The 22767-nt window shown below is 38.0% G+C and carries 27 protein-coding genes; 17 read left to right on the plus strand and 10 right to left on the minus strand.

Features of this window, described 5'->3' with window-relative positions; translation table 11 throughout:
- Nucleotides 1–34 precede the first annotated feature (34 nt).
- Together SCI76_RS00930 and SCI76_RS00935 are read right to left on the minus strand one after the other, a co-directional pair.
- Nucleotides 35–931, minus strand: coding sequence for a hypothetical protein (locus SCI76_RS00930; protein ID WP_063247884.1), 897 nt, complete (start codon nt 929–931; stop codon nt 35–37).
- Between the two features lie 147 nt (nt 932–1078).
- Nucleotides 1079–1552 (minus strand): Hsp20/alpha crystallin family protein, encoded by a 474-nt coding sequence (locus SCI76_RS00935; RefSeq protein ID WP_047750864.1) that lies wholly within the window; start codon nt 1550–1552, stop codon nt 1079–1081.
- Nucleotides 1553–1622: 70 nt separating this feature from the next.
- Here SCI76_RS00935 and SCI76_RS00940 point away from each other — a divergent pair, with 70 nt between their 5' ends.
- A complete protein-coding gene (locus SCI76_RS00940) occupies nt 1623–1862 on the plus strand; it encodes a hypothetical protein (RefSeq protein WP_033579134.1) in 240 nt (79 codons plus the stop codon).
- Between the two features lie 128 nt (nt 1863–1990).
- On the opposite strand, the gene SCI76_RS00945 is transcribed toward SCI76_RS00940, so the two are convergent.
- Together SCI76_RS00945 and SCI76_RS00950 are read right to left on the minus strand one after the other, a co-directional pair.
- Complete coding sequence (locus SCI76_RS00945; RefSeq protein ID WP_013057270.1) at nt 1991–2224, minus strand: hypothetical protein; 234 nt, start codon at nt 2222–2224, stop codon at nt 1991–1993.
- 12 nt (nt 2225–2236) lie between these two features.
- Nucleotides 2237–2467: a hypothetical protein gene (locus SCI76_RS00950; protein WP_033579133.1), complete on the minus strand. Its 231-nt coding sequence runs from the start codon at nt 2465–2467 to the stop codon at nt 2237–2239.
- 184 nt (nt 2468–2651) lie between these two features.
- On the opposite strand from SCI76_RS00950, the gene SCI76_RS00955 reads away from it, so the two are divergent.
- The 9 genes from SCI76_RS00955 to SCI76_RS00995 all read left to right on the plus strand — a co-directional run bounded on the left by SCI76_RS00955 (nt 2652) and on the right by SCI76_RS00995 (nt 12795).
- Nucleotides 2652–3656, plus strand: coding sequence for an XdhC/CoxI family protein (locus SCI76_RS00955; protein ID WP_168760848.1), 1005 nt, complete (start codon nt 2652–2654; stop codon nt 3654–3656).
- Between the two features lie 2 nt (nt 3657–3658).
- Nucleotides 3659–4303 (plus strand): NTP transferase domain-containing protein, encoded by a 645-nt coding sequence (locus SCI76_RS00960; RefSeq protein ID WP_168760847.1) that lies wholly within the window; start codon nt 3659–3661, stop codon nt 4301–4303.
- A gap of 18 nt (nt 4304–4321) precedes the next feature.
- Complete coding sequence (locus SCI76_RS00965; protein WP_221834055.1) at nt 4322–6652, plus strand: xanthine dehydrogenase family protein molybdopterin-binding subunit; 2331 nt, start codon at nt 4322–4324, stop codon at nt 6650–6652.
- A complete protein-coding gene (locus tag SCI76_RS00970; RefSeq protein ID WP_063247887.1) occupies nt 6639–7472 on the plus strand; it encodes a xanthine dehydrogenase family protein subunit M in 834 nt (277 codons plus the stop codon). The genes SCI76_RS00965 and SCI76_RS00970 overlap by 14 nt, the downstream gene beginning before the upstream one ends.
- A 1-nt stretch (nt 7473) precedes the next feature.
- Nucleotides 7474–7953 carry a (2Fe-2S)-binding protein gene (locus SCI76_RS00975; RefSeq protein ID WP_063247888.1) on the plus strand — a complete coding sequence of 160 codons (480 nt, stop codon included), beginning with the start codon at nt 7474–7476 and terminating at the stop codon, nt 7951–7953.
- Between the two features lie 71 nt (nt 7954–8024).
- On the plus strand, nt 8025–8477 hold the full coding sequence (locus SCI76_RS00980) for a hypothetical protein (protein ID WP_372451734.1): 453 nt from the start codon (nt 8025–8027) through the stop codon (nt 8475–8477).
- 431 nt (nt 8478–8908) lie between these two features.
- Entirely contained in the window at nt 8909–10543 is a 1635-nt protein-coding gene (locus tag SCI76_RS00985) for an MrcB family domain-containing protein (protein ID WP_407544909.1), read from the plus strand.
- Nucleotides 10497–12209 (plus strand): DUF2357 domain-containing protein, encoded by a 1713-nt coding sequence (locus SCI76_RS00990; protein ID WP_063247890.1) that lies wholly within the window; start codon nt 10497–10499, stop codon nt 12207–12209. The genes SCI76_RS00985 and SCI76_RS00990 overlap by 47 nt, the downstream gene beginning before the upstream one ends.
- Nucleotides 12210–12396: 187 nt before the next feature.
- Nucleotides 12397–12795, plus strand: coding sequence for a hypothetical protein (locus SCI76_RS00995; RefSeq protein WP_048019233.1), 399 nt, complete (start codon nt 12397–12399; stop codon nt 12793–12795).
- 22 nt (nt 12796–12817) lie between these two features.
- Here the strand turns inward: SCI76_RS00995 and SCI76_RS01000 are convergent, their stop codons facing one another.
- The 4 genes from SCI76_RS01000 to sspO all read right to left on the minus strand — a co-directional run bounded on the left by SCI76_RS01000 (nt 12818) and on the right by sspO (nt 14897).
- Entirely contained in the window at nt 12818–13651 is an 834-nt protein-coding gene (locus SCI76_RS01000; protein ID WP_048019234.1) for a Ku protein, read from the minus strand.
- Between the two features lie 150 nt (nt 13652–13801).
- Complete coding sequence (locus tag SCI76_RS01005) at nt 13802–14242, minus strand: Hsp20/alpha crystallin family protein (protein WP_063247891.1); 441 nt, start codon at nt 14240–14242, stop codon at nt 13802–13804.
- 152 nt (nt 14243–14394) lie between these two features.
- Nucleotides 14395–14535 (minus strand): small acid-soluble spore protein P, encoded by a 141-nt coding sequence (locus tag SCI76_RS01010; RefSeq protein WP_013057256.1) that lies wholly within the window; start codon nt 14533–14535, stop codon nt 14395–14397.
- 212 nt (nt 14536–14747) lie between these two features.
- Nucleotides 14748–14897: a small acid-soluble spore protein O gene (gene sspO, locus SCI76_RS01015; RefSeq protein ID WP_013083371.1), complete on the minus strand. Its 150-nt coding sequence runs from the start codon at nt 14895–14897 to the stop codon at nt 14748–14750.
- 221 nt (nt 14898–15118) lie between these two features.
- On the opposite strand from sspO, the gene acnA reads away from it, so the two are divergent.
- The 4 genes from acnA (at nt 15119) to SCI76_RS01035 (ending at nt 19178) form a co-directional block, all read left to right on the plus strand.
- Entirely contained in the window at nt 15119–17839 is a 2721-nt protein-coding gene (gene acnA, locus SCI76_RS01020) for an aconitate hydratase AcnA (protein ID WP_407544913.1), read from the plus strand.
- A 195-nt stretch (nt 17840–18034) separates the two neighbouring features.
- Nucleotides 18035–18634 carry a TlpA disulfide reductase family protein gene (locus SCI76_RS01025; RefSeq protein WP_028413159.1) on the plus strand — a complete coding sequence of 200 codons (600 nt, stop codon included), beginning with the start codon at nt 18035–18037 and terminating at the stop codon, nt 18632–18634.
- Between the two features lie 212 nt (nt 18635–18846).
- Entirely contained in the window at nt 18847–18990 is a 144-nt protein-coding gene (locus SCI76_RS01030) for an FbpB family small basic protein (protein WP_014459884.1), read from the plus strand.
- Nucleotides 18991–19034: 44 nt separating this feature from the next.
- Nucleotides 19035–19178, plus strand: a complete 144-nt coding sequence (locus SCI76_RS01035; RefSeq protein WP_014459885.1) for an acid-soluble spore protein N — start codon at nt 19035–19037, stop codon at nt 19176–19178.
- A gap of 28 nt (nt 19179–19206) precedes the next feature.
- Here SCI76_RS01035 and SCI76_RS01040 read toward each other — a convergent pair whose 3' ends face one another.
- Nucleotides 19207–19821, minus strand: coding sequence for a hypothetical protein (locus SCI76_RS01040; protein ID WP_168760845.1), 615 nt, complete (start codon nt 19819–19821; stop codon nt 19207–19209).
- Between the two features lie 172 nt (nt 19822–19993).
- On the opposite strand from SCI76_RS01040, the gene tlp reads away from it, so the two are divergent.
- The 3 genes from tlp (at nt 19994) to SCI76_RS01055 (ending at nt 22276) form a co-directional block, all read left to right on the plus strand.
- On the plus strand, nt 19994–20236 hold the full coding sequence (gene tlp, locus SCI76_RS01045) for a small acid-soluble spore protein Tlp (RefSeq protein ID WP_013057249.1): 243 nt from the start codon (nt 19994–19996) through the stop codon (nt 20234–20236).
- A 111-nt stretch (nt 20237–20347) separates the two neighbouring features.
- The gene (locus SCI76_RS01050) at nt 20348–21775 is read left to right on the plus strand and encodes a phospholipase D family protein (RefSeq protein WP_168760844.1); all 1428 of its coding nucleotides are present in this window, start codon (nt 20348–20350) and stop codon (nt 21773–21775) included.
- 78 nt (nt 21776–21853) lie between these two features.
- Nucleotides 21854–22276, plus strand: coding sequence for a thioesterase family protein (locus SCI76_RS01055; RefSeq protein WP_028408348.1), 423 nt, complete (start codon nt 21854–21856; stop codon nt 22274–22276).
- 40 nt (nt 22277–22316) lie between these two features.
- On the opposite strand, the gene SCI76_RS01060 is transcribed toward SCI76_RS01055, so the two are convergent.
- Complete coding sequence (locus SCI76_RS01060; RefSeq protein ID WP_013057245.1) at nt 22317–22607, minus strand: HesB/YadR/YfhF family protein; 291 nt, start codon at nt 22605–22607, stop codon at nt 22317–22319.
- Between the last annotated feature and the right edge of the window lie 160 nt (nt 22608–22767).

Genomic DNA, 22767 nt, shown 5'->3' on the forward strand with positions numbered 1-22767 from the left:
TCTAGTCATAACTAAATATAATTTTATAACTTTTTTAGACTGACTCTTCCTTTGGATCATCTTCATCAAAAATAGGAACTTCTGTATACGCTTCTTCTTTTTTGAAAGCGGAAGAAGAATTCTCTTTATCCTCTTGTGCAGGCTTCGGTTTACCAGAAGAAATATCTGATTTAGCGTTTTTTAACTCTTCCATATCTTTTTGGATTTGGTCCGTAAAATCCTTTGGTATAGCTCCGCTTCCGTATGTAGCTCCGATGTTTAAAGCACCTCCGAGCTCCTTAATGCCCACTTGGCCAATATTGTTGTTTTGTTCGTATTTATCAAGAAAAAATTTATCAATATGAATAGGCGGAGGAGCATTTTCTAAAAGTGCCGCTTTTTGATGAATCAATCTTACTTCTTCTTGAAGAGAAGACGTTCGTTTTAGCATGTCCACCTGTACTTCAGTTAAAAGCGACATGCTTCGCTCTAATGCTGAAACTCTGTTATCTAGTTCGGTCATTTTTTCGAGATAAGGAGCCATTTGTTTCTCTACAGATTGTTCTACTAAGCTAGCTATATCCGGATAAGGCACAGCTTCTTTCTTTTTATCGCGAGGGTCTTGCGTGGAGATGATTTGTTCCAATTGCGCTACTTTTTCTTTTAAAAAATGAAGCTGCCTAGCAGTCTCTTGCATGTCTTTTGTATATGATTGTTCAGTGTTTTTGTGAGCATCTCTTTGTGAAGATGAAGAATCGTTGGAAAGCACTGGCTGAGCCTCCAGCTTTTTTTTGAACATTATGAGAGAACCCATTTGCGGTTCGAGTTTTAAAAAACGGTTCATGTGAACTTCAAGCGTGTTAATACGCTTGATTTGATGTTTGAAGTCCGCTAGCTCAGTTTGAAGATGTTGGTTAGTCTGTTTGGGGTTGAAAAATCCTTTCATAGACATTTCGCTTCTCCTCATCTTGGGCTTATTTCCTCTGTAATCACAGTTAGATAAATACATATTGATTCAGTTTGGGAGTTAATATTAAATTTTTTGCATTTATAAATGCTTATGTGCAGCATTACATTTCATTCGTAAAACTACTAAACCTTATTCAATATGAATACGCTCTTCTTGAAAAAACTGCCTGTGATAAGAAAGAATAAGCAGTCCATTTTCAAATTTTGCACGCAGATGATGCGCATCTGTAGGCTCAGGCAATTCGATAATTCGGTTGAAATCTCCAGAAGGTCGTTCTTGTACAACAGGCTGCCCTGTAATGAGAGGGTGGGGCGAGCCTTTTAATAGAAGCCGGCTGCCTGAAACAGAAACGTGCAAGTTTTCTTTTAGATAACCAGGCAGGTCAGCGATAACAATGATCTCGTGAGGAGTAACATAAATGTCGATAGGTGGAAAATTACTTCTAGGAGGTTGAGGAGCCTGATGCGAATCCTGGGCAGTCATATCCATATTTTCTTTCATAAATTCGTTAAAAGCAGTTTGATCAAAAACACCGTTCCAAAAGTCGTTTGTTTGATATTTTTTAGCAAATTCCATCCATTGCATAAGTTTATCAAAGTCCATATGGTTTCCTCCTTACCACACATCATAAAAAGATGGAATTTGAATATAGTTTGAAAAGGGGGTGGTTTAAATGTCAGGTGCATCTATAAATATTAATATTTTAATGCTAAAGATAAATTCCTTTGAAAATGCGTCTGCGGTAAATATCGGACAGAATTTACTAGCAGACTGGAATAATTCAGATAAAAAAACACAGGGGTTTGGGCAAAATTTCGGTGATGATAGCGGGTTTATAGGAACGAGAAGCTGTGTTGATGATCGTGATCAAATTGATAGCCCATCGTCTTTTCAAAAAGTACCCATTTCATAGAAAGAGCCTAATAAATATAGCCAGTTCAGACGCAGGTTATATTTATTAGGCATCAGGTTGAATACTAGTAGACGAATAGATGAAGGTATGCTGCTAGTAGTCATGCTCGTTAGAGGCGGTGTAGAAGCTTAAATTACGCTGTTTTTAACTGAGTTTGAATCGTTTACATCTGAATCTATAATCCATGAGAACGGAGTTACGTTTGGAGAAAAATCTCCGTTTGATTCTCCTAGTCCTTGATTACGTTTATAAGATACGAACACGTCAAGCTGCTGATTAGGTCCTATACTTAAAACGGATGAATTATCCAGAACGTTCACTTTGAAGGCTTGTAAGTTAATGACCATAGGTGAAAAAATCATATGGTTTCCTCCTTATTTATCATTTTTTGTTGCAAATGCATCCACATAATCATTATCTACAGTTTTGTAAGCAGATCCTGCTGAAAAACATTGATCAGCGAGCTGCTGTCCGAAGGCCTGATTTTTCTTTGCTGTTACATACCTTGTAACTTTTGACGTATTTCCAATAGAAATACTGCTTGCTTGATCAGCACTGCGAACGTTCAATTTTCCTAGGTTGATTTTTGTTGAGTCAAATAGCATACTATTCTCCTTTCAAACGACAGTTCTTCTAAGTCTTTAAAAGCTTATTGTAGCTTCGTTGAAAATATGAATAATACATGGATTCATTCCGAGAGCAGAAGTAGCCTACTGTAGCGTATTTTAGTTCTCCACAAAACGTGAAAAGATTTTAAAAAATCAGTAGTAAAAGGAGGAAATAATAAAAATGCACGACATTTTACATACTGTAGAAAAATCAACAGTAAAAAGCGTGTTGGCAACGATTATTCATGTAGAAGGATCCTCTTATTTAAAAGAAGGAACGTCCATGCTGTTTCAAGAAAACGGGGAGAACATTGGGATGTTAAGCGCTGGTTGTGTAGAAGCAGATCTTGCTGAGCGCGTAAAAGAGTTGTTCGATACTGAGCACGTATTAACCGTTACGTACAATTTAAAAGAAGAAGGTGATGCGGGGTGGGGACAAGGAGCAGGCTGCAATGGAATTCTCTATATTCTCCTAGAACCTGTAACTGCGAAGATGAAGCAAGATCTTCTGCGGGTAAAACGTCAGTTAGATAACCGAAATCCTGTTTTACATATTAAAAAATTAGAAAAAGACTTTATTCAAACAACTTCTTTTTATGTAGAAAAGACGGGCGAAACATTTGGTGCAAATAGCGACCAATCATCTTTTGCAACAGATGATTGGAATGGGAAAAAGAGCGGTACTCAACTTTCAAATTGCTCTCTGCTCACATATACTCATCTATATAAACCGAAGCCTCGTCTAATTATATGGGGAGCAGGTGCTGATGCAAAATATTTAGTATCACTTGCTGCCAATACGGGTTTTTTTGTTACCTTATGCGACTGGAGACCAGCTTTATGTAATAAGGAACATTTTCCGCTAGCAGAGGAAATACAGATTGGATTCCCAGAGGAAGTAGACAAACAATTGTCCGTGCAGAGCGATAATTTTGTTGTGATCATGACGCATAATTTTTATCGCGATCAAGAAATTCTCTCGCTATTAAAATCAAAATCTGTAAAGTATATAGGAGTTTTAGGATCTAAAAAGCGAACACTTCGATTATTGAATACTGATATTTCTTCACATATTCATTCCCCGGTGGGACTTTCTATAGGAGCGGTAGGACCGCAGGAAATTGCTGTTAGTATTCTTGCTGAACTAATTCAAAACCTCCGAATGTATGATGAAAAAAAGGGATGAAAATGTCCGGGTTAAATATTGTTGCTGTTTATCTTGCCGCAGGAGCTAGTAAAAGGATGGGCAGAAATAAACTGCTGCTGCCTTTAGGGAATGGATGTTTAGGGAGTAAAGCTTTACGAACAGCGGTTTGTTCAAAAGTAAATCATACGATAGTAGTCACAAAGAAAGGAGATTCTCTTGAGTGGATTGACCCTATTCTTTTTTCAGAAGCATATCAGCAGAAGTGGAGTCATACTTCTTGTAGTAGCGCCTTAAAAGGTCAGTCTGCGTCTTTAAAATGCGGATTAAAAAAAGCAAAAGAATTAAGCGCTGATGCTATTATTGTGCTGCTGGCAGATCAGCCTCTTATAAGTATCGTGCTGATAGATACATTTGTTTCTCTGTTTGAGAACCATTTTTCCTCTCCGTTTATTTCTTCTTTTTATCAAGGAATTGCCAGAGCACCGGTTTTATTTTCAAAACAAATGTTTTCAAGCTTGGATAAGCTGCAAGGAGATCAAGGAGCAAGAAAAATTATAAGGCAAAACGGACCTGGAAATGGAATGTTTTATGAATGTACCGACGCTTCCTTTTTTATGGATGTTGATACAAAACAAGCGTATGAACTCATTAAAAAGATATATAAAGAGAAATGTAGACGGGTTTGATTGATGGAGGTGAAAAGAGTGGATGTTATTGGGAAAAGCGTGATTCGAAAAGATGCGTTAGAAAAAGTAACGGGTACGGCTAGGTACACAAATGATTACAGTTTTAAAGGTTCCCTGCATGCCAAAATAGTGGTCAGCCCTTACGCTCATGCAAGGATTCAAGCAATAGACGTTCAAGCAGCGATTGCTACTCCCGGTGTTCACGCGGTTGTGACCGGTGAGCATTTGCCGTTAACCGGGGAAGGAGTTCGTGACCGGCGACCGCTTGCGTTTGAAAAAGTGCGGTATCACGGAGAAGCGGTAGTCCTTGTAGTAGCAGAAAATCCTGCACTCGCTGAGCGTGCGGCGAGTGCTGTTCATATTCAATATGAGCCGTTACCTGTCGTTCATTCTCCTAGCGAAGCAATTAAGTCTGAGTCTCCTTTGGTGCATGAAAATATGCACATCTATAAGCATGATGAAACGGTATATCCAGAGCCAGGGACCAACGTAGCTAACAGAGTTAAAATACGAAAAGGCAATATGGAAGAAGGTTGGCAAAAAAGCGAGTTAATAGTTGAAGAAACGTTTTCTTTATCTCCTTCAGATCACGCGGCAATGGAAACAAGAAGCGCGGCTGCTGAAATTCTTCCAAATGGATTAGTTAAAATTATTACTTCTTCTCAAGCTCCTTTTATGGTGAAAAAATTAATCAGTGAGTACTTTGAAATTGAAGCGGGAAAAGTGATTGTTGAAACACCGCTAGTAGGAGGAGGCTACGGAGGAAAAGCAGCTGTCCAGCTGGAGCTGCTTGCATATATAGCTTCAAAAGCTGTTGGTGGAAGACTGGTTAAAATATTAAATACAAGAGAAGAAGATATGCTCACTTCGCCTGCTCACATAGGTCTAGATGCCAAAATCAAGCTAGGTTGTTCTAAAGAGGGACTCTTGCAGGCTGCTGACATTCTTTATTTGTTTGACAGCGGTGCTTATGCAGATAAAGGAACAGACCTGAGTAAAGCTGCAGCAGCTGACTGTACGGGACCTTATCGGCTTGAACATATTTTTTGTGATTCATTATGTGTATATACAAATCACCCTTACGCTTCTCCTTTTCGAGGATTTAGCCACTCCGAACTATTATTTGCGTTTGAGCGCACGATGGACATCCTTGCTAAAAAAGCAGGTATAGATCCTTTGGAGTTTAGAGAAAAAAATGCTATTTTGCCGGGCGACACTACGCCTACGCAAGTCCGTTTAACTTCTAGCAGCGTCGGTAACTTACCGGAATGTATTCGTCGCTTGAAGCAGCTGATCAAATGGGAGGAAGGACAGAGAACGGTTCATGAAAACGGCCTTATTACTGCCAAAGGGATTAGCTGCGTCTGGAAAACCTCCACTATTGAAACAAACGCAGGTTCCGGTGTTATTCTCACATTCAATCCGGATGGAAGCGTAAATTTAATGTCTGGCGTTATTGAATTAGGCACGGGAACAAAAACCGTGCTCGCGCAAATACTGGCTGAAAAATTGCAGATGCCCGTGGAACGTATTCATGTGCGAATGGAAGTAGATACTCAAACGACTCCTGAACATTGGAAAACGGTGGCTAGCAGAGGCACTTTTATGGCAGGAAGAGCGGTTTTAGAAGCGGCTGAAGATGTGATTAATCAATTAAAAAAGATAGCTTCTTGTATATTTCGAGCTTCTGAGGAAGATATCGAAATAAAAAATGAAAAAGTTTTTTTACGGGATGAGCCTGAGACTTCTTTGAAATTTAAAGAAATTGTGTATGGCTATAAATATCCGAACGGAAATGCAATTGGAGGGCAAATCATAGGGAGAGGAAACTATATTTTAAGAGGCATGACCTACTTGGATAAAGAAACAGGAGCTGGGCGTCCAGGGCCTGAATGGACGGTAGCAGCTGAAGGAGTTGAAGTGGAATATAACCCTAGAACGTATAGATATCGTATTGTAAAAGCTATTTCTGTTATTGATATAGGAACCGTGCTAAACGAGAAAATGGCAAGAGGGCAAGTCATGGGTGCGATGAGTATGGGACTATCGTTTGCAGGCAGAGAAACATTTTGGTTTGATTCAAATGGCCGTATTTTAAATCCTCAGCTTCGGAAATATCGTCCTCTTCGCTACGGAGAGCATCCGGAGTACGTAGTAGATTTTGTTCATACGCCTCAATTAGATGCGGCGTACGGAGCTAGAGGAGTCGGAGAACACGGGCTGCTTGGTATGCCGGCTTCTTTAGGAAACAGCTTAACGGTGGCAGCAGAAACAGAATTAAATCAACTTCCTCTTATTCCAGAATTGATTTGGAGAATGAAAGAAGGGAATGCAGATGATTTCGTTTGACTTTGAATACTATAAACCTGCAACTGTTTCAGAAGCAGTTGCCTTGTTTCAAGAGTTAGAGAATCAAGGCAAACAGCCGCGGTATTATGCTGGCGGCACCGAAGTTCTGACATTAGGCAGATTGGGTTTGTTTGTTACCCATGCTGTTATTGATATAAAAAATATACCTGAATTTCAACAAACCGAAGCTAATGAAGATTGGATGATTTTTGGTGCAGGAGTAACGTTAACTGAACTGGAAGAGAAAAACTTATTTCCTTTATTAAGTAAGTCTGCTAGCGAAGTGGCTGATCACACGGCTCGAAATAAAATAACGCTAGGAGGAAATATTTGTGGGCATATTTTTTATCGAGAAGCGGTATTGCCGCTGCTTTTAACGGATAGTCAACTTGCGGTGGCAGGTCCTGCTGGAACAAATATCTATTCGATTCACGACCTTTTTAACCGGCGTTTACAGCTGAAAAACGGAGAACTTCTTGTTCAGGTGTTTGTTGAAACGAAGTATGCTGCCCGGCCATATATGAGTATAAAAGAGCGCCAGCAGTGGGATACAGGATATCCGTTAGTGACAATAGCAGCGTTAAAAACAGAAGGAACCATTCGAGTAGCTTTCAGCGGAGTATGTTCGTTTCCTTTTCGCTCAGCAGAAATAGAAGAAGTGCTAAATCATAAAGAAACGCCATTAGAAGCTCGAATTCAAACTGCTCTTGAGTATATACCCGCTCAGATTTTGAATGATGGAGAAGGGTCGGATCGCTATCGCAAATTTGTGATTAAAAATTTATTGTTTGATATTTTCACAGAGTTGGGGGGAACGTAATGTGCTAAAAGATGAACGGTATAGAATAACAATTAAGCTAAAGGTTAATGGTGAAGAAAAAATGGTTGATATCCGAACAGCAGATACGTTGCTTTATGTATTAAGAGAAAAGCTGGGCCTTACCGGAGCAAAACCAGGCTGTTTAAACGGGGACTGCGGAGCTTGTACAGTAGGGATAAATCAGCGGCCAATGAAATCTTGCCTCATGTTAGCGGCAGAAACAGAAGAGAAAGAAATAATGACTATAGAAGGGCTGAAGAGTTCACCTATGCAAAAAGCTTTTATTGAACACTTTGCTTTTCAGTGCGGTTATTGCACATCGGGTTTTATCATGAATGCTCATTTGCTTTCCAAACACCATCCTTCAGGCAGTGACGATATTATAAAGGAGTGGCTTGCTTCCAATATATGCAGATGTACAGGATATAAAGAAATTGAAGACGCAGTAAAATCTGTTTTACACTTTTCGGAGCGGGAGTGAGACAGGAAAAAGAAAAAATAGAATAACATTTACACGTGTTTAGAATAGTATGTGCTAAGGGTGTGGAGAATGTGGAATGGAAAAGCGGCTTTGACAAAGAAAGGGAACTGATCTTTGCCATTCAACGAAATCTGGATGTAGTAACAGCTATATTATTATTAACTGGCCAAATAACAATTATAGGCGTATTTGTGACACCCGGAGCTTTTCGTATTTCAGTAGGGGGACCTATTACAGGAACTAGCCGAATAGAAGGAAAAGGCGGAGATGCGGGAATTAATATCATTATTGATATGATTGATGTAATTCTTGCGGCGTTGCTGCTTAATAACCAGATTAATGTGTCGGGCGCCTTTATTTCTTCTGGAAGGTTTACCATTAATGTAAGTGGACCTATTTTTGGCGTTCCTAAAACAGAACCTGCATTAAGTGAACTAAATCAATCCTCTCAGTTTTTTCATCGTACCGTATCAAAACATTTTTATGTAAATCCTGACTTAGTTGAAAAATTTACAAAGGACTGATCAAGATGTCATTAACGGATATACCTACAGTAAGACCTTCAGAGACGAGTATTTTTCTTATGGCGCTGCCGCTGGTTATTTTTATTTTTTTCTTTACTCAGCCAAAAGCATCAGACATTAAATAATCGTGTAGCATAATGGCGATTGTATCACTGCGTACAGAAGCTGCCTAATTTTCTGTTCGTATCATTACCTCTTCATTCATTAAGCCCCCTAACGCTTTTCTTTTCTGTCATGTTTCATTAAAATGAACATAAACATATATGTAGAGATAAGTAGAGAAAAGAATAATGTAGTGTTTTCTAACGTTATAAAATAGCTTACGATACGAAGAAAGCGTCTATAATAAAAGAAACGAAACTTTTGCGTGGTCAGCTGACGATGCTTTTTATTTTTACAAACTGCAGTGAAGGCAGAAAGGAGAGAATTCGATGAGTTTGCGCGATCGGCTGCTTTATGTAGCGGAACATTATAAACAAATGGGTGGAGACGTACTTGTAAAACACGAAGTAGAAAATATGCTTACACGCAGGCTTCCGATTTCTCTTTATCGATTGGATCATATAAATCGAGAAGAAATGCGTATATCGGGCCACCACGCTGAAACATTTCCTTACGTGACTCTTGCTAATAAGAATATAGAGAGTGATGTGATAGTAGCATATTTATTCAGTGAAGACGGTCAGCGCATTTACTTAGTCATGATGAAAGGAGATGCAGGGGAAGGAACTGATCTGAAAGACATTCGTTTTTTTACTCCTGAACATGCCCGCGTATTGAAAGATAATCATATTGTCATTGGTACAAGCATGGAAGCGAAAAGCTTTGAGGATAGAGTAGCTCTTTACCTTCCTTACAATATAGCAGACTTACCTAACAATGATCAGCTTCAAGATGATTTGCATTTACTGCTGAGTATGCATGAACAGTATATAAAAACATACGGAATGAGCAAAGAGATGATGGGCGATAAAAACGCCATCGTCCACATTCATGAGTATATTAAGAAATCTGGATTTACATACGAACGACAAGATATAGCCAACGCCTACTTTGCTTTAAAGACCAAGCCGTTTATTGTTTTATCAGGAATGAGCGGGACGGGAAAAACAAAGCTTGCGCAGCTCTTGGCAGATAGTATCGGTGCTACGATTGAAAATGGAAGACAAGTGCTTATTCCAGTTCGGCCCGATTGGCACGATAGTTCAGATTTATTAGGGTATATTGATTTAAGAGGAGATTTTCGCAGAGGATCGTTTCTGTCGATTATACAGCAAGCCATTCAGCATCCAGCTTATACATATGTTTCCATATTGGATGAAATGAACTTAGCTCGAGTTGAACATTATTTTAGCGATATTTTAAGCGTGATGGAAAGCAGAAGCTGGTCAAAAGGGAAAATCAAAACAGCTCCTTTATTTCCTGGACATAAGATGTTCCGAGATATTTATTTGCCGTCTAACCTTCTCATTATTGGTACGATTAATATGGATGAAACAACTCATGGGTTCAGTCAAAAGTTGTTAGATCGTACCAACACCATTGAGCTGAATAAGATTCAGCTAGATTCTTTTGATTTTTTAGATGATAGAGATCCACCTCGGCACAGTATTGAAAATGTACAAATTCACAGTCAATACGTTCACTTAAAAGATGCGTATGTTGAACATGCTGAGCTCATTCACGAAGTAACAAATGAACTGATAACCATCAATGAGATGCTTATAGAAGTCGATTTACAAATAGGTTACCGCGTACGCGACGAAATATGCTTTTATTTAATTTACGCGGTGAAAAGCGGAATGTTTACATTTGATCAGGCGTTTGATTTTCAGGTTTTGCAAAAAGTTTTGCCTCGTATTTCAGGAAGCGATGGGTACACATTTGACCTATTAAAAAATCTTTATTATTACTGTACAAATACGCTGCTCGATGATGAATTTGAGACAGCTGTCGTAAATGCAGATGGGATGAGATTTCCTAAAAGCGCACGCAAAATAATGGAGATGATGAGACGTTTTGAAGTATACGGATACACGTCATTTTGGATTAATACCGTACGTTGAAATTGAAACTGACACGTGTACGGTGGTTATAAAAGGGAAAAATAAGAAAAAAATAAAATCTGCAGAAGAAATGATGTTTTTTTCTTGTACAGGAAAAGGAATTACACATGTAAAAGTATTAAATCAAACAAAAGGCATGATGACTTCAAAACCGCCGCTTGAGCCTTTATTTTTTGAAAATGAAACCTATCAAATTACAGTTGTTTCTAAAAATCAAACAAGACTGTTTGTTAACCACGATTCAAAAGGGGTTGAACAAAGCTTTCAAAGCGTAGGATTTCCCTACATTTTGACGGGAAATATAAGCTTTCAAAATGAGGTAGGGTATTCTACGTTTCATGTTTACAGCGAAAGAGAAAAAGAGCTCTCCTTTACTCTTGAAATTTTCCCTTCAAAGATGAGCTACAAGACAGACTATGTACACATGGTCGATGAAGTGAACGAATACATTCATGATTTGGCATACGATATGCTTCGTAAAACATATATTCAAGCCAAATCTGTTTGGTCTAAGCAAGCAACATGGACAGAATTTTATCATGTTCTCTCTCACTATATGAAACCCTTTCTTCATTCTGTGCGTCAGATTGAAAATCAGCCGTTTCAATCGGTAAAAGTTGAACATGAGCTCATGAGAGGAGATCAAATAAAAAAACAAGATAGCCGTGCTATATCTTTTGTCCGAACCCACCCTACCTATCTTGCACCTTCAAGCAGGGGGATTAAAATTGATCGAAATATAAAAGTAGTACCCACAAAAGCGATTGGCACCAGGCATGTGTCTACTTACGATAATCTGGAAAATCAAAGTGTAAAATGGATGATGACGCAGCTGTATCACAAGCTAACTACACTAATTGACAAATTGATAGAAGATAGATATGTAAAAAAAGAAGCCGTATCGGCTCTAGAAACTAATCATACCGAATTAAAAAGGCTGCTAAACAATGTGTTCTGGCAAAGAGTGAAGACCATACAAGTTTCAACGCTTTCTTCTACACTGCGTACGGCACCCCGCTACCGGGAAGCAAGCAGATACTTTATGTTCTTAACGCGAGGGTTGGCTCTTAACGGAGAGTTTTACCACCTTTCATTAAAAGATATCGCAACTCTCTATGAATACTGGACGTATGTTAGTCTTTTAAAGAAGTTGCAAATTTACGGCAAACGGATAGAACAAAACATCATGACAACGACAGAACAAGGGTTGAACGTCAGGATGCAGCCGTCTTATCATCGTTTTCAAGTGGGGAAAGCAGAAGTCACGCTATGGTATCAGAAAGCATACCATCATACTCATACTGTTATTCAAAAGCCTGACTTACTGCTTGAAGTAAAGCAAGGGGAGAAAAAAAGTGTATACCTTTTTGACGCTAAGTATCGTATCAAACCAAATCACGATACGCCTTCACCTAGAGAAGAAGATATTAATACCATGCATCGTTACCGAGACGCTATTGTAGAGGGAAATGGAATAAAACCGGTACAAACAGCGGTTGTGCTGTTTCCAGGGAAAGCAGAAGGCTATAAGCAGCATCATTTTTATAAAAGTATTGAACGCGTTGGAGTGGGTGCGCTGCCTTTTTTGCCGGGAGAGGAAGGGCTAGTAGAAGAATTTATTAAAACTATTTGTACGGAAGAACCAAATCTTTTCAGCGCTGATTAGGTAAATAGGTAGAACGTGAACAAGCCTTTTTTTTATGCGTTGACATAGTGTTAAGTTTTTTATGTTTTGATGACATTTCGAGATTTTAGTTGTATTTTCCTGTTGAATTTTCTAGAATAGTAGAGAATAAAACCGTATCGAAAAGAAGTCGTATCATGTGCAGAGAACGTATCAGGAGGACAACGAAGTGAAAAAGATTCTACTATTCACGTTAGTAGCGCTATTGGCAACTTTTTTTATTGACAGGGTATACAGCGAACGCAACCAAGCGCAACTTCAGCAAACCGTAATTAATGAAATTAAAAAAACAAATCAAAGTAAAGAAGAAGCTTCCATCCTTGATTTTAATGAATTATGTGATTTTAGATGGGATAAAGTATATGTTTTTGGACCGGAAACGACCCGCAGTGAGGTAAATGAAAAGCTGGGCTTCAATTGGTCTGAAGCAAAAGCAAAAGGTATTGGAAAAGATAAAAAAGATAACTTTATTGTTTTTGTGGAAAATGATCAAGTAACGCAATATTTAAAAATACCGGCGTCATATGGAGCAATTATTCCTAAGACTTCTGTTGCAAATGAAAGCTAACGAACTTCTTCGTTAGCTTTTTTTATGCTTTCTTTTTTAAAGATGACGTTTTTTTCTCTGCTGTTGATTTTGTCGGCTGTAAAGTAGAAGGATCTATGCTCACTTTTAACATTTCCATCAAATGTCGAATGTCTCTTTCTTCACTTTCGCTGCTTTTTGTAACTTCGCCTTGATTTATTTTTTGTTGAATGACGTTTTGTAAGGCGTCTCGGTAGTTGTTTTTGTAAATAGACGGATTAAAAGAAGTAGATAGCTTATCAATTAATTCCACCGTCACTTGGGTATCACTTTCATTAATAGAAGAAGTACTAGATAAGTTAGGCACATCTGTAACTGAACGAAGTTCTTCTTCAAAATGCATCGTGTGAAGAACGAGAGAGCCGCCCACGGAACGAATAATGGCGATTTGCTGTTTGGAATATAAAAATACATTGGCAATACCGACTTTATTCGTTATTTCAAGCGCATTTAACAACGTATAATAAGCTTTTAGGCTCGTTTCTCCAGGAGAGATATAGTAGGGCTTATCAAAAAACAGGGGATCAATGTCATTTAATGAAACAAAGTGTAACAATTCAACAGCTTTGTTTGCTGCGAAGGGTCCTTTGACACTGTCAATTTCCTGTTGTGAAAGTACAACAAACTGACCGGTCGCTGTTTCGTATCCTTTAACCAGTTCATCGGATTCTACTTCTCGTCCACACGTTTGGCAATGTTTTTCTTGATGAATAGGTGTATGGCAAACGGAGTGTAGCGTGCGCAGCTTTACATCTTTTTCCTCAATTGCTCCGTGGAGTTTAATAGGGATATCAATTAATCCAAAGCTGATTTTACCTTTCCAAGCAGTATGAAGCATAAACGTTCTCCTTTTACTCTTTTTTAGTAGTGTGCCGTAAAACCAATTAGATATCCTAGGGTTTTGAAAAGGAAAACTTTCTAAAAAAACTATGTGCTAAATAAACAATTAAATAGTTCCAATAAAGCTGCAGAGACAACATCTGCAGCTTTATTGGAACTCAATAGGGACTATTTGCTGATTAGATTCATTTGTCTCATGTTTAGAAATCGTAATTTCGAGGATTTCGTTACTAAATGTAGCGGTAATTTTTTTATTCAACAATAAAAATGGAAAGTCAATTGTACGTTCAACGCTTTCTTCCATTTGTTCTCTTGCAAGCGTTCCTTGCTTTTCATCATGAAATTCTCTAATACAGTATTTTTTGGCTGTCAGCTGTAAATGGTCAGGTTGTATCTGAACGATAATATCCTTAGGGTGATATCCTAATAATTCAGCTTCGACAATAAATGATTGTTCCGTTTCAAATAAATCTATACGAACGGAATCATAATCTAAATAACTCATAAAGGGATTTGAAAGCATGATTTCTAACAACTCTTGAAAGCCTTTTACAAACATTTGGTCTGCTGGCAGACGCTTGTTTTTCATTTCTGCGTTCCTCCATTATTTAAACTGTTTCACTTTACTATCATATGCGCGTTTATGTACTTAGTGAACTCCTGCGCAAAGAATAAGCTTGAAGTCCTAGCTGTCTTTTCCATGCATAAAAAAGCAAGCTCTGTAGAGAGCTTGCCGCTGTTTTACATATCATGTCCGCTATTGTGTTTTTGACGAGAATGCTTACGGTTCTTTACTTTATGAGATCCGCTTAGCGGTTCGGGCTGTCCAGAATTGCTTTTTGGCGCATTTCTTCTGATGTCTTTGCTGCTGTTTTTGTTCATAGTTAAACCCTCCCTTTCATTTATTAGGGTGGGATAGTGACAGGGGATTTATCCGATGAAAAATTCCCCTTTCTAAAAATAGGTTTAGCAAAAACAGGAAATGGGAACAGAAAAAAAGCGCCATATATAATGACGCCTTCTCGTTAGATTTCATGGAGTTAAACGATTTTGCTTTTCTAACTAGTGATTAGTATATCCAATAAGAGAGTGTTTTATTGATTTTTTTTGCGTTTTTTATTATTTTGTTTCTGTTGTTCGGTTAATGGTTCATTTGAAAATTCTTCATTATAACCCGCTCCTTTTCCTTGAGCGCTAGCCGCGTTAGCTCCAGGAATGACGTGGTTTGACTTGCGTTTAGCCATGTTGAATCACCTCCGTTTCTAGCATGCGTAAAAATCAATGAAATATGAATTATTAGAAAAATAAAAGGAAGATGGAAAAAGGTTATAAGTGAAACTTATGTTAATTAATAACATTCTTTTTATTTACTTATGTATAATATTATATTAAGATAGATGGTGAAGGGAATAGAGGATGGGGTAAGAAAATCCTTTATACATAGAATTTTAAGGGGGTAAAAGCAATGACTAAAAAAGACGTTTTTAACGCTCGTTCGTCATTCGATCTTAATGGCAGCACATATAATTATTACCGCTTACAAGCTTTAGAGGAAGCAGGTTTAGGTAACGTATCTAAGCTGCCGTATTCAATTAAAGTATTATTAGAATCTGTTCTTCGTCAGGTAGATGGCCGTGTTATTACAAAAGAACACGTCGAAAACCTTGCAAAATGGGGAACAAAAGATATCAAAGATATCGATGTTCCTTTCAAACCATCTCGTGTTATTCTTCAAGATTTCACTGGAGTTCCAGCGGTTGTAGACTTAGCGTCACTTCGTAAAGCAATGGCTGATTTAGGAGGAGATCCTGACAAAATCAATCCAGAAATTCCAGTAGACCTCGTTGTCGACCACTCCGTACAAGTTGATAAAGCAGGTACAGCTGATTCATTACGAATTAATATGGACCTTGAGTTTCAACGTAATACAGAGCGCTATAATTTCTTAAGCTGGGCTCAAAAATCATTTAATAACTATCGTGCAGTTCCGCCAGCTACTGGTATCGTGCATCAAGTAAATTTAGAATATTTAGCAAACGTTGTTCATGCTGTTGAAGAAGACGGTGAATTCGTAGCTTTCCCTGATTCTCTAGTAGGTACTGACTCTCATACAACGATGATTAATGGTATCGGTGTTTTAGGATGGGGTGTTGGCGGTATTGAAGCGGAAGCAGGCATGCTTGGTCAACCTTCTTATTTCCCAGTTCCTGAAGTAATCGGTGTTAAACTTGTTGGTGAATTACCAAACGGTACTACAGCTACAGACTTAGCGTTAAAAGTTACGCAAGTGCTTCGTCAAAAAGGAGTAGTCGGAAAATTCGTTGAATTCTTCGGTCCTGGCGTAGCAGAACTTCCATTAGCTGACCGTGCAACAATTGCTAATATGGCTCCTGAATACGGTGCAACATGTGGATTCTTCCCAGTTGACGCAGAGGCATTAGCATACATGCGTTTAACAGGAAGAGATGAAAAAGACATTCAGGTTGTCGAACAATATACAAAAGCAAACGGTTTATTCTTTACACCAGAAAATGAAGATCCAGTTTTCACTGATGTTGTTGAGATTAATCTTGCTGAGATTGAAGCAAATCTTTCAGGTCCAAAGCGTCCGCAAGATTTAATTCCACTTTCTCAAATGCAAACAGAATTCAAGAAAGCTTTAACAGCTCCTGTTAGCAATCAAAGCTTCGGACTTGATGCTAAAGACGCGGATAAAGAAATTACGTTTAAGCTTGCAGACGGTTCAGAAACAACAATGAAAACAGGTGCCATTGCCATTGCGGCTATCACAAGCTGTACGAACACATCAAATCCTTACGTATTAGTAGCAGCCGGTTTAGTTGCGAAAAAAGCGGTAGAAAAAGGATTGGATGTTCCAGCTTACGTGAAAACTTCTTTAGCACCAGGTTCAAAAGTAGTAACGGCTTACCTTCAAAATTCAGGGCTGCTTCCATACTTAGATAAAATTGGCTTTAACATCGTAGGTTATGGCTGTACGACTTGTATCGGTAACTCTGGTCCATTAGAAGCTGAAATTGAAGCAGCGATTGCAGAAAGCGACTTGCTTGTAACGTCTGTTCTTTCAGGAAACCGTAACTTTGAAGGACGTATTCATCCATTAGTAAAAGGTAACTACCTTGCTTCTCCGCCGCTTGTTGTAGCATATGCACTGGCTGGAACGGTAGATGTAGATTTACAAAAAGATCCAATCGGCATTGATACAGACGGCAATGAAGTATTCTTTAGCGACATCTGGCCTTCTCAAGATGAAATTAAAGAAGTGGTTAGCCGTACCGTAACGCCTGAACTATTCCGCAACGAGTATGAGCGTGTATTCGATGACAATGAGCGCTGGAATGAAATTAAAACGAGCGAAGATGCTCTTTATACGTGGGAGAATGATTCAACATACATTCAAAACCCACCGTTCTTTGAAGGCTTATCAGAAGAGCCAGGTGAAGTAGAACCGTTAAATAAGCTTCGCGTAGTAGCGAAATTTGGTGACTCAGTGACAACGGATCATATTTCACCAGCGGGTTCAATTGCTAAAACATCACCTGCAGGTCTTTACCTTCAAGAAAACGGTGTAGCACCAAAAGACTTTAACTCATACGGTTCTCGTCGTGGTAACCATGAAGTGATGATGCGCGGTACGTTTGCAAACATCCGCATTAAAAACCAAGTAGCTCCTGGTACAGAAGGCGGCTGGACAACGTACTGGCCAACAAATGACGTAATGAGCATTTATGATGCTTGTATGAAATACAAAGAGCAAGGTACAGGTCTTGTTGTACTTGCAGGTAAAGATTACGGCATGGGAAGTTCTCGTGACTGGGCAGCAAAAGGCACAAATCTTTTAGGTATTAAAACAGTAATCGCTGAAAGCTTTGAGCGTATTCACCGTTCAAACCTAGTATTAATGGGTGTTTTACCTCTTCAATTTAAAGATGGTGAAAGCGCGGATACATTAGGTTTAACTGGAAAAGAAACAATTGCAGTAGCAGTTGATGAAACAGTAAAACCACGTGATCTTGTAAAAGTAACAGCAACTGATGAAGCTGGAAACAAAAAAGAATTTGAAGTACTGGTTCGTTTCGATAGTGAAGTTGAAATTGATTACTATCGTCACGGTGGTATCCTTCAAATGGTGCTTCGTGATAAATTACAGTCTAAAACACATGCGTAAGGTATAAAGAAAAAGAGCGGTTCTCGTGAGCCGCTCTTTTTTTATGCAAACGCACCGTTTTCGACAAAAAGTGAGAGGGAAATATGCTATATTATAAAAGAAAATGCCCGATAAAAGGATTATTTTAGTAGATATTGCACATATCTATTAGTACATAGATTATCACTTTTTAGAAGAAATAAAGGAGCCGATCATATGGTTAAAAAAATAATTGCGGTCTTGCTTCTAGTAGGCTTTCTTAGCTACGCACTTTGGGAAGGGCTTTCTCCAAATGAAGCATCCGATAATTCTAACTTAAGCGAATACAAGGATTTAAATATTAAAAAAGGCGATAGTGCTCGTCAGGCTTCTGGTCAAGCTTATGGGTTAGAACCAAAAGATACAGCACCTCCGTTTACACTTTCAGATACGAACGGAAAAACTGTTCAATTATCGGACTTTAAAGGAAAAAAAGTTATTTTAAACTTTTGGGCCACATGGTGTCCGCCGTGTCAAAAAGAAATGCCCGATATGCAAGCATTTTATAAGAAATATGGAAACGACGTACAGCTGCTTGCGGTTAATTTAACTTCATCAGAAGGTAGTAAACAGGCAGTATCTAAGTTTCTGAAAGAAAAACAGTTTACGTTTCATGTATTATTGGACGACCAAGATACTGTGGGAAGTAAAAAATACCGGGTGTCCACCATTCCGACATCTTACTTTATAGATGAAGAAGGGAAAATTGTTCAGCGAGTGAATGGTCCAATGACGCTTAAACAAATGGAAAACTTTGCCCAACAAGCAGCGAATTAACTTCGCTGCTTGTTTTATTAAAAATGAAACTTATTTACTTTACCATCGTATATATAGATAAGTCAGTAAATATGTCAAACTTTCTTACAACTTTTCAAAAAGTATGTTTACTTATCTGACAAATTGGTTACAATATAGATAGTTATATGATATCAGTTTCTTTTGATTTTTCAGATTTTTCATAAAAATTACATAAAGTAGGTGTTGGAATCATGAGAAAATTACGCAAACGTTCATTTGAAGAGTTAGTGCAAGAAAATAAAACGCAGCTGTTAAAAGATCAGTCAGAAATTGAACGCATTGAATTGGAAATTGAAAAGCGGTTAGAAGATCGTATGCTTGAAAGAGCTGAATAACTTTAAAGTAAGTTGGTTAGAGTAACGGTGAGGAGGGGATAAGCATGGGAAATCCTAAAAAACAAAGCAAAAGTTTTGTTCCGAATCACATCGGCACTCAACCGAGAGAAGCTGGTGGAAATAACGGAAAACAAATGCAAGATACATCCGGCAAGCATCCTCAAGTTATTCAAACCAAAGGTGAATGAATAAAAAGTCGCTGAATTCAGCGACTTTTTATTCTTTGAATTCTACTGTGAATAAATAAACGTAAGGGTTGCTCGAAATAAGCTCTTTAACAACTTCTCCGTCATCGGTTGAAAGCGGAGCAACTCGTATGCCACTGCCATCGTCACCAAATAAAGCAGCAACTGGATATGGTTTATTCATTTTCACTTTTTGTTTTTTCTCTAATCCAGTAAAGGAATAGCCGTTCATTTTCTTTGGCTTTTCCGCTTCTATCCCTAGGTTTGTATCGTTGCTTCCCACATTAAACATTACTTTGTGAGTATCATCATCGATTTTATATGTAATAGCAAACATGTCAAATTCTTTTGAAACAGTCAACCCTCCTGAGAATAAAGGTTGTTTGGCTTTTCCCTTTTCATAATAAGTAGCTTTTACATAAGCTTCTTTTGCTCCATTAGGAGCTTTAACATCGTATGCCATGATATTGCTTTTGTAGTCTAAGTTTGTCACGGCTAACATTTTTTCTTCATGTTTTGAGTAATGGTGAGGCTTGATAGAGGCACTTATTGTCAATTTTGATGCCAATGAAGTTTGCGACATAAAAAATACGGCAAGCACTGCAATAAAGATGACGCTTAGTAATGTTATCATTCGTTTGGTCATAGCGATTCCCCCTTTGTATGTATATATTACCATATTATGTATGTTTTATATATATATTTTAACTTAATTATAATTATATTATGTAAACTAAAATCATTTTTTTCCACTTATAGAGATGAACAAATCCGGCATACTACAATTGTAACAAAGTTATTTTGAGGAGGAAGATACAATGGCATGGAATAAACCGAATCCAGACGATCGTAGTGATAACGTTGAAAAATTACAAACAATGGTACAAAATACAATGAAAAACATTGAAGAAGCAGAAGAAGCTGCTGCATGCAGCACTGAAGAAGAACGTCAGCGCATTCAGCAAAAAAATCACAATCGCGAAGTAAGCATTGAAGCAATGCGCAGCGAAATAAAAGATGAATCAGAAGCTCGTCAAAATGGTTACGAAGGTACGATTTAATAAGTAAAACAGCGACAATAAGCAGCTAAAAATAAACGGTTTTAGCTGCTTTCTTTCTATATTTTTTAGTAAGGTGAATAATAATATAAACTAGCGAAGAGGTTTATGTAGGTGAAAAAGCACGTGAAAAAGAAAATAGTAAGGATTTTGGTCAGTTTACTTGTCGTTTTGATTATTGTGGGCTCTTATCAAACGCATAAGCCCTTGCCTAAAGGAGTTTCATACGAAAGTAAGCCTCACAAAGTAGAAGATGTATTTCTTTTATCGGACCTAACGTATCAAGACCAGCAGACGTCGGTTTCCGAACAACATATTTTTCAAGCAGTTACGAATGCGATTGATGACGCAAAAGCTTTTATTATTATGGATATGTTTCTATTTAATGGCTACTATAACCAAGGTGAAACGTTTCCTCACCTTAGTGATACGCTTGCAAGTAAGCTGATTGAGAAGAAACGAAAACATCCCAATGTCGAAATAGTCTTTATTACGGATGAAATAAACACAACCTACGGCTCACATGATTCAAAGTGGTTAGATTCACTGCGGCTAAACGGAATCAAAGTGGTGCAAACCAATTTATCTAAGCTCAGAGACTCCATTCCACTATATTCTTCAGTGTGGAGAACTTTTGTTCAGTGGTTTGGTGAAAAAGGAACTGGATGGATCACGAATCCTTTCGGAAATAATGCGCCTAACGTGACGGCCCGTGCTTATTTTAAGTTGTTAAATGTAAAAGCTAATCACAGAAAAGTAGTAGCAACCGATCAAAGCGTTATTATCTCCTCTGCCAATCCTCATGATGCAAGCTTTTATAATTCCAACATGGCCTTTGAAGTAAAAGGGAATATCATTGGAGATGTTGTAAAAAGCGAACAAGCCGTGTCTGATTTTTCTTACGGAGGAGATTTACCTCTATATAAAAAGAAAGAAAAAGAAAAGGGAGACCTCTATGTTCAGCTGTTAACAGAAGGCAAAATCTATAAGCACGTATTACAAGATTTACGTCATGCTAAAAAAGGCGATGATGTGTGGCTTGGCATGTTTTATCTTGGAGATCGAGACGTAATAAAGGCGCTTTTGAAAGCTTCCGAACAAGGGGCAAACGTACGATTAATTTTAGACCCTAATGAAAATGCGTTCGGAAGAAAAAAGTTCGGACTGCCTAACCGTCCAGTCGCAGCAGAACTTGTGAAAAAATCTAAAGGCGATATTAAAGTTCGCTGGTATCATACGGGAAAAGAGCAGTATCATCCTAAAACTTTATTTATTCGAAACAAAAGAAAGGCAATGATTATTGCAGGAGCAGCAAATTTCACAAAACGAAATTTGGATGATTTGAACTTAGAAACGGATATTAAAGTATCAGGACCTTCTAACGAAAAGGTTATGACCGAACTAAACGCTTATTTTGAGCGTCTATGGACAAATAAAGGTCACACATATACGCTTCCCTATAAAAAGTATGAAAATAAGATGACGGGGCTGGAAACACTGATATACCGAATTCAAGAAGCGCTTAGTCTTACAACCTACTGAGTCAGGACCAAACTAGTAGGAGTATATTCTCCTTATATGGTAAGATAAAACAGGAACAGTGCAAGAGGAGGTAGAATCATGCTAGTATCGAAGAAAGAAATCGAAGTGCGCTATGCAGAAACCGATCAGATGGGCGTTGTGTATCATGCTAACTATTTAGTATGGATGGAAATAGGCCGAACACAGTTTATCAGTGATTTAGGTTTTAGCTATGCACAAATGGAAAGAGACGGTGTGCTGTCGCCAGTTATTGATATACAGGCATCATATAAAAAGCCGCTTCATTATGGCGAGACAGCTGTGGTACATACTTGGGTTGAGAACTATGACGGTCTACGCGTTGTGTATGGATACGAAATTTTTAATTCAAATGAAGAACTTGCGTTAACAGGAACATCGTCACACGTATGTGTAAAAAAAGAAAACTTTAAGCCTATTTCGATTCGCCGTAATTATCCAGAATGGCATAAAGCCTATGAAGACGCCAAAAAGCAGGGTTAAGCGTAAGAATAAAAAGCATCGATAAATCGATGCTTTTTTCTTACGCTTCGTAATGAAAGTCAGGTTCTTTTGTTTCTTCATTATAATTTACGGTCAAATCATGACCATCAAAGTACCAAAGGTCTTCATCTTCTACGAAAAATGTTAAACCGTCAACTTTTGTTTCAACGCCAACGTTTTTAGGAGAATCTGTGTTTACACCTAAAGAAAAACCTTTTTGAACGTTGCTGCATCCGCCGTAGCGAACAAAAAAGCGAATTGTTTCGTTTCCTTCTAGCATCATTTCGTCTTTGTACCACGTAGCTGCTGCTTCTGTTACTGTTAATTTCATTAATTATGCTCCTTCCAATACTGCGGATACATTTATTATAGTAGAAAGATAGATAAATTACCAATATATACGAATCCAGCTAGGAAGGAATAAGATAAAATAAAATAAAACGATTTAATATAGAGGCGAATGCTTCATTTCTATATTAAATCGTTTCATT

The sequence above is a fragment of the Priestia sp. HNGD-A6 genome, from assembly GCF_045784335.1.
GTDB classification, from domain to species: Bacteria; Bacillota; Bacilli; order Bacillales; family Bacillaceae_H; genus Priestia; species Priestia zanthoxyli.

Excerpts from the sequence above, each read along its gene's own strand:
- SCI76_RS00930 (WP_063247884.1), bottom strand. The coding sequence starts at position 931 with ATGTCTATGAAAGGATTTTTCAACCCCAAACAGACTAACCAACATCTT.
- SCI76_RS00935 (WP_047750864.1), bottom strand. The coding sequence starts at position 1,552 with ATGGACTTTGATAAACTTATGCAATGGATGGAATTTGCTAAAAAATAT.
- SCI76_RS00940 (WP_033579134.1), top strand. The coding sequence starts at position 1,623 with ATGTCAGGTGCATCTATAAATATTAATATTTTAATGCTAAAGATAAAT.
- SCI76_RS00945 (WP_013057270.1), bottom strand. The coding sequence starts at position 2,224 with ATGATTTTTTCACCTATGGTCATTAACTTACAAGCCTTCAAAGTGAAC.
- SCI76_RS00950 (WP_033579133.1), bottom strand. The coding sequence starts at position 2,467 with ATGCTATTTGACTCAACAAAAATCAACCTAGGAAAATTGAACGTTCGC.
- SCI76_RS00955 (WP_168760848.1), top strand. The coding sequence starts at position 2,652 with ATGCACGACATTTTACATACTGTAGAAAAATCAACAGTAAAAAGCGTG.
- SCI76_RS00960 (WP_168760847.1), top strand. The coding sequence starts at position 3,659 with ATGTCCGGGTTAAATATTGTTGCTGTTTATCTTGCCGCAGGAGCTAGT.
- SCI76_RS00970 (WP_063247887.1), top strand. The coding sequence starts at position 6,639 with ATGATTTCGTTTGACTTTGAATACTATAAACCTGCAACTGTTTCAGAA.
- SCI76_RS00985 (WP_407544909.1), top strand. The coding sequence starts at position 8,909 with ATGAGTTTGCGCGATCGGCTGCTTTATGTAGCGGAACATTATAAACAA.
- SCI76_RS01000 (WP_048019234.1), bottom strand. The coding sequence starts at position 13,651 with ATGCTTCATACTGCTTGGAAAGGTAAAATCAGCTTTGGATTAATTGAT.
- SCI76_RS01005 (WP_063247891.1), bottom strand. The coding sequence starts at position 14,242 with ATGAAAAACAAGCGTCTGCCAGCAGACCAAATGTTTGTAAAAGGCTTT.
- SCI76_RS01010 (WP_013057256.1), bottom strand. The coding sequence starts at position 14,535 with ATGAACAAAAACAGCAGCAAAGACATCAGAAGAAATGCGCCAAAAAGC.
- sspO (WP_013083371.1), bottom strand. The coding sequence starts at position 14,897 with ATGGCTAAACGCAAGTCAAACCACGTCATTCCTGGAGCTAACGCGGCT.
- acnA (WP_407544913.1), top strand. The coding sequence starts at position 15,119 with ATGACTAAAAAAGACGTTTTTAACGCTCGTTCGTCATTCGATCTTAAT.
- SCI76_RS01025 (WP_028413159.1), top strand. The coding sequence starts at position 18,035 with ATGGTTAAAAAAATAATTGCGGTCTTGCTTCTAGTAGGCTTTCTTAGC.
- SCI76_RS01030 (WP_014459884.1), top strand. The coding sequence starts at position 18,847 with ATGAGAAAATTACGCAAACGTTCATTTGAAGAGTTAGTGCAAGAAAAT.
- SCI76_RS01035 (WP_014459885.1), top strand. The coding sequence starts at position 19,035 with ATGGGAAATCCTAAAAAACAAAGCAAAAGTTTTGTTCCGAATCACATC.
- SCI76_RS01040 (WP_168760845.1), bottom strand. The coding sequence starts at position 19,821 with ATGACCAAACGAATGATAACATTACTAAGCGTCATCTTTATTGCAGTG.
- tlp (WP_013057249.1), top strand. The coding sequence starts at position 19,994 with ATGGCATGGAATAAACCGAATCCAGACGATCGTAGTGATAACGTTGAA.
- SCI76_RS01055 (WP_028408348.1), top strand. The coding sequence starts at position 21,854 with ATGCTAGTATCGAAGAAAGAAATCGAAGTGCGCTATGCAGAAACCGAT.
- SCI76_RS01060 (WP_013057245.1), bottom strand. The coding sequence starts at position 22,607 with ATGAAATTAACAGTAACAGAAGCAGCAGCTACGTGGTACAAAGACGAA.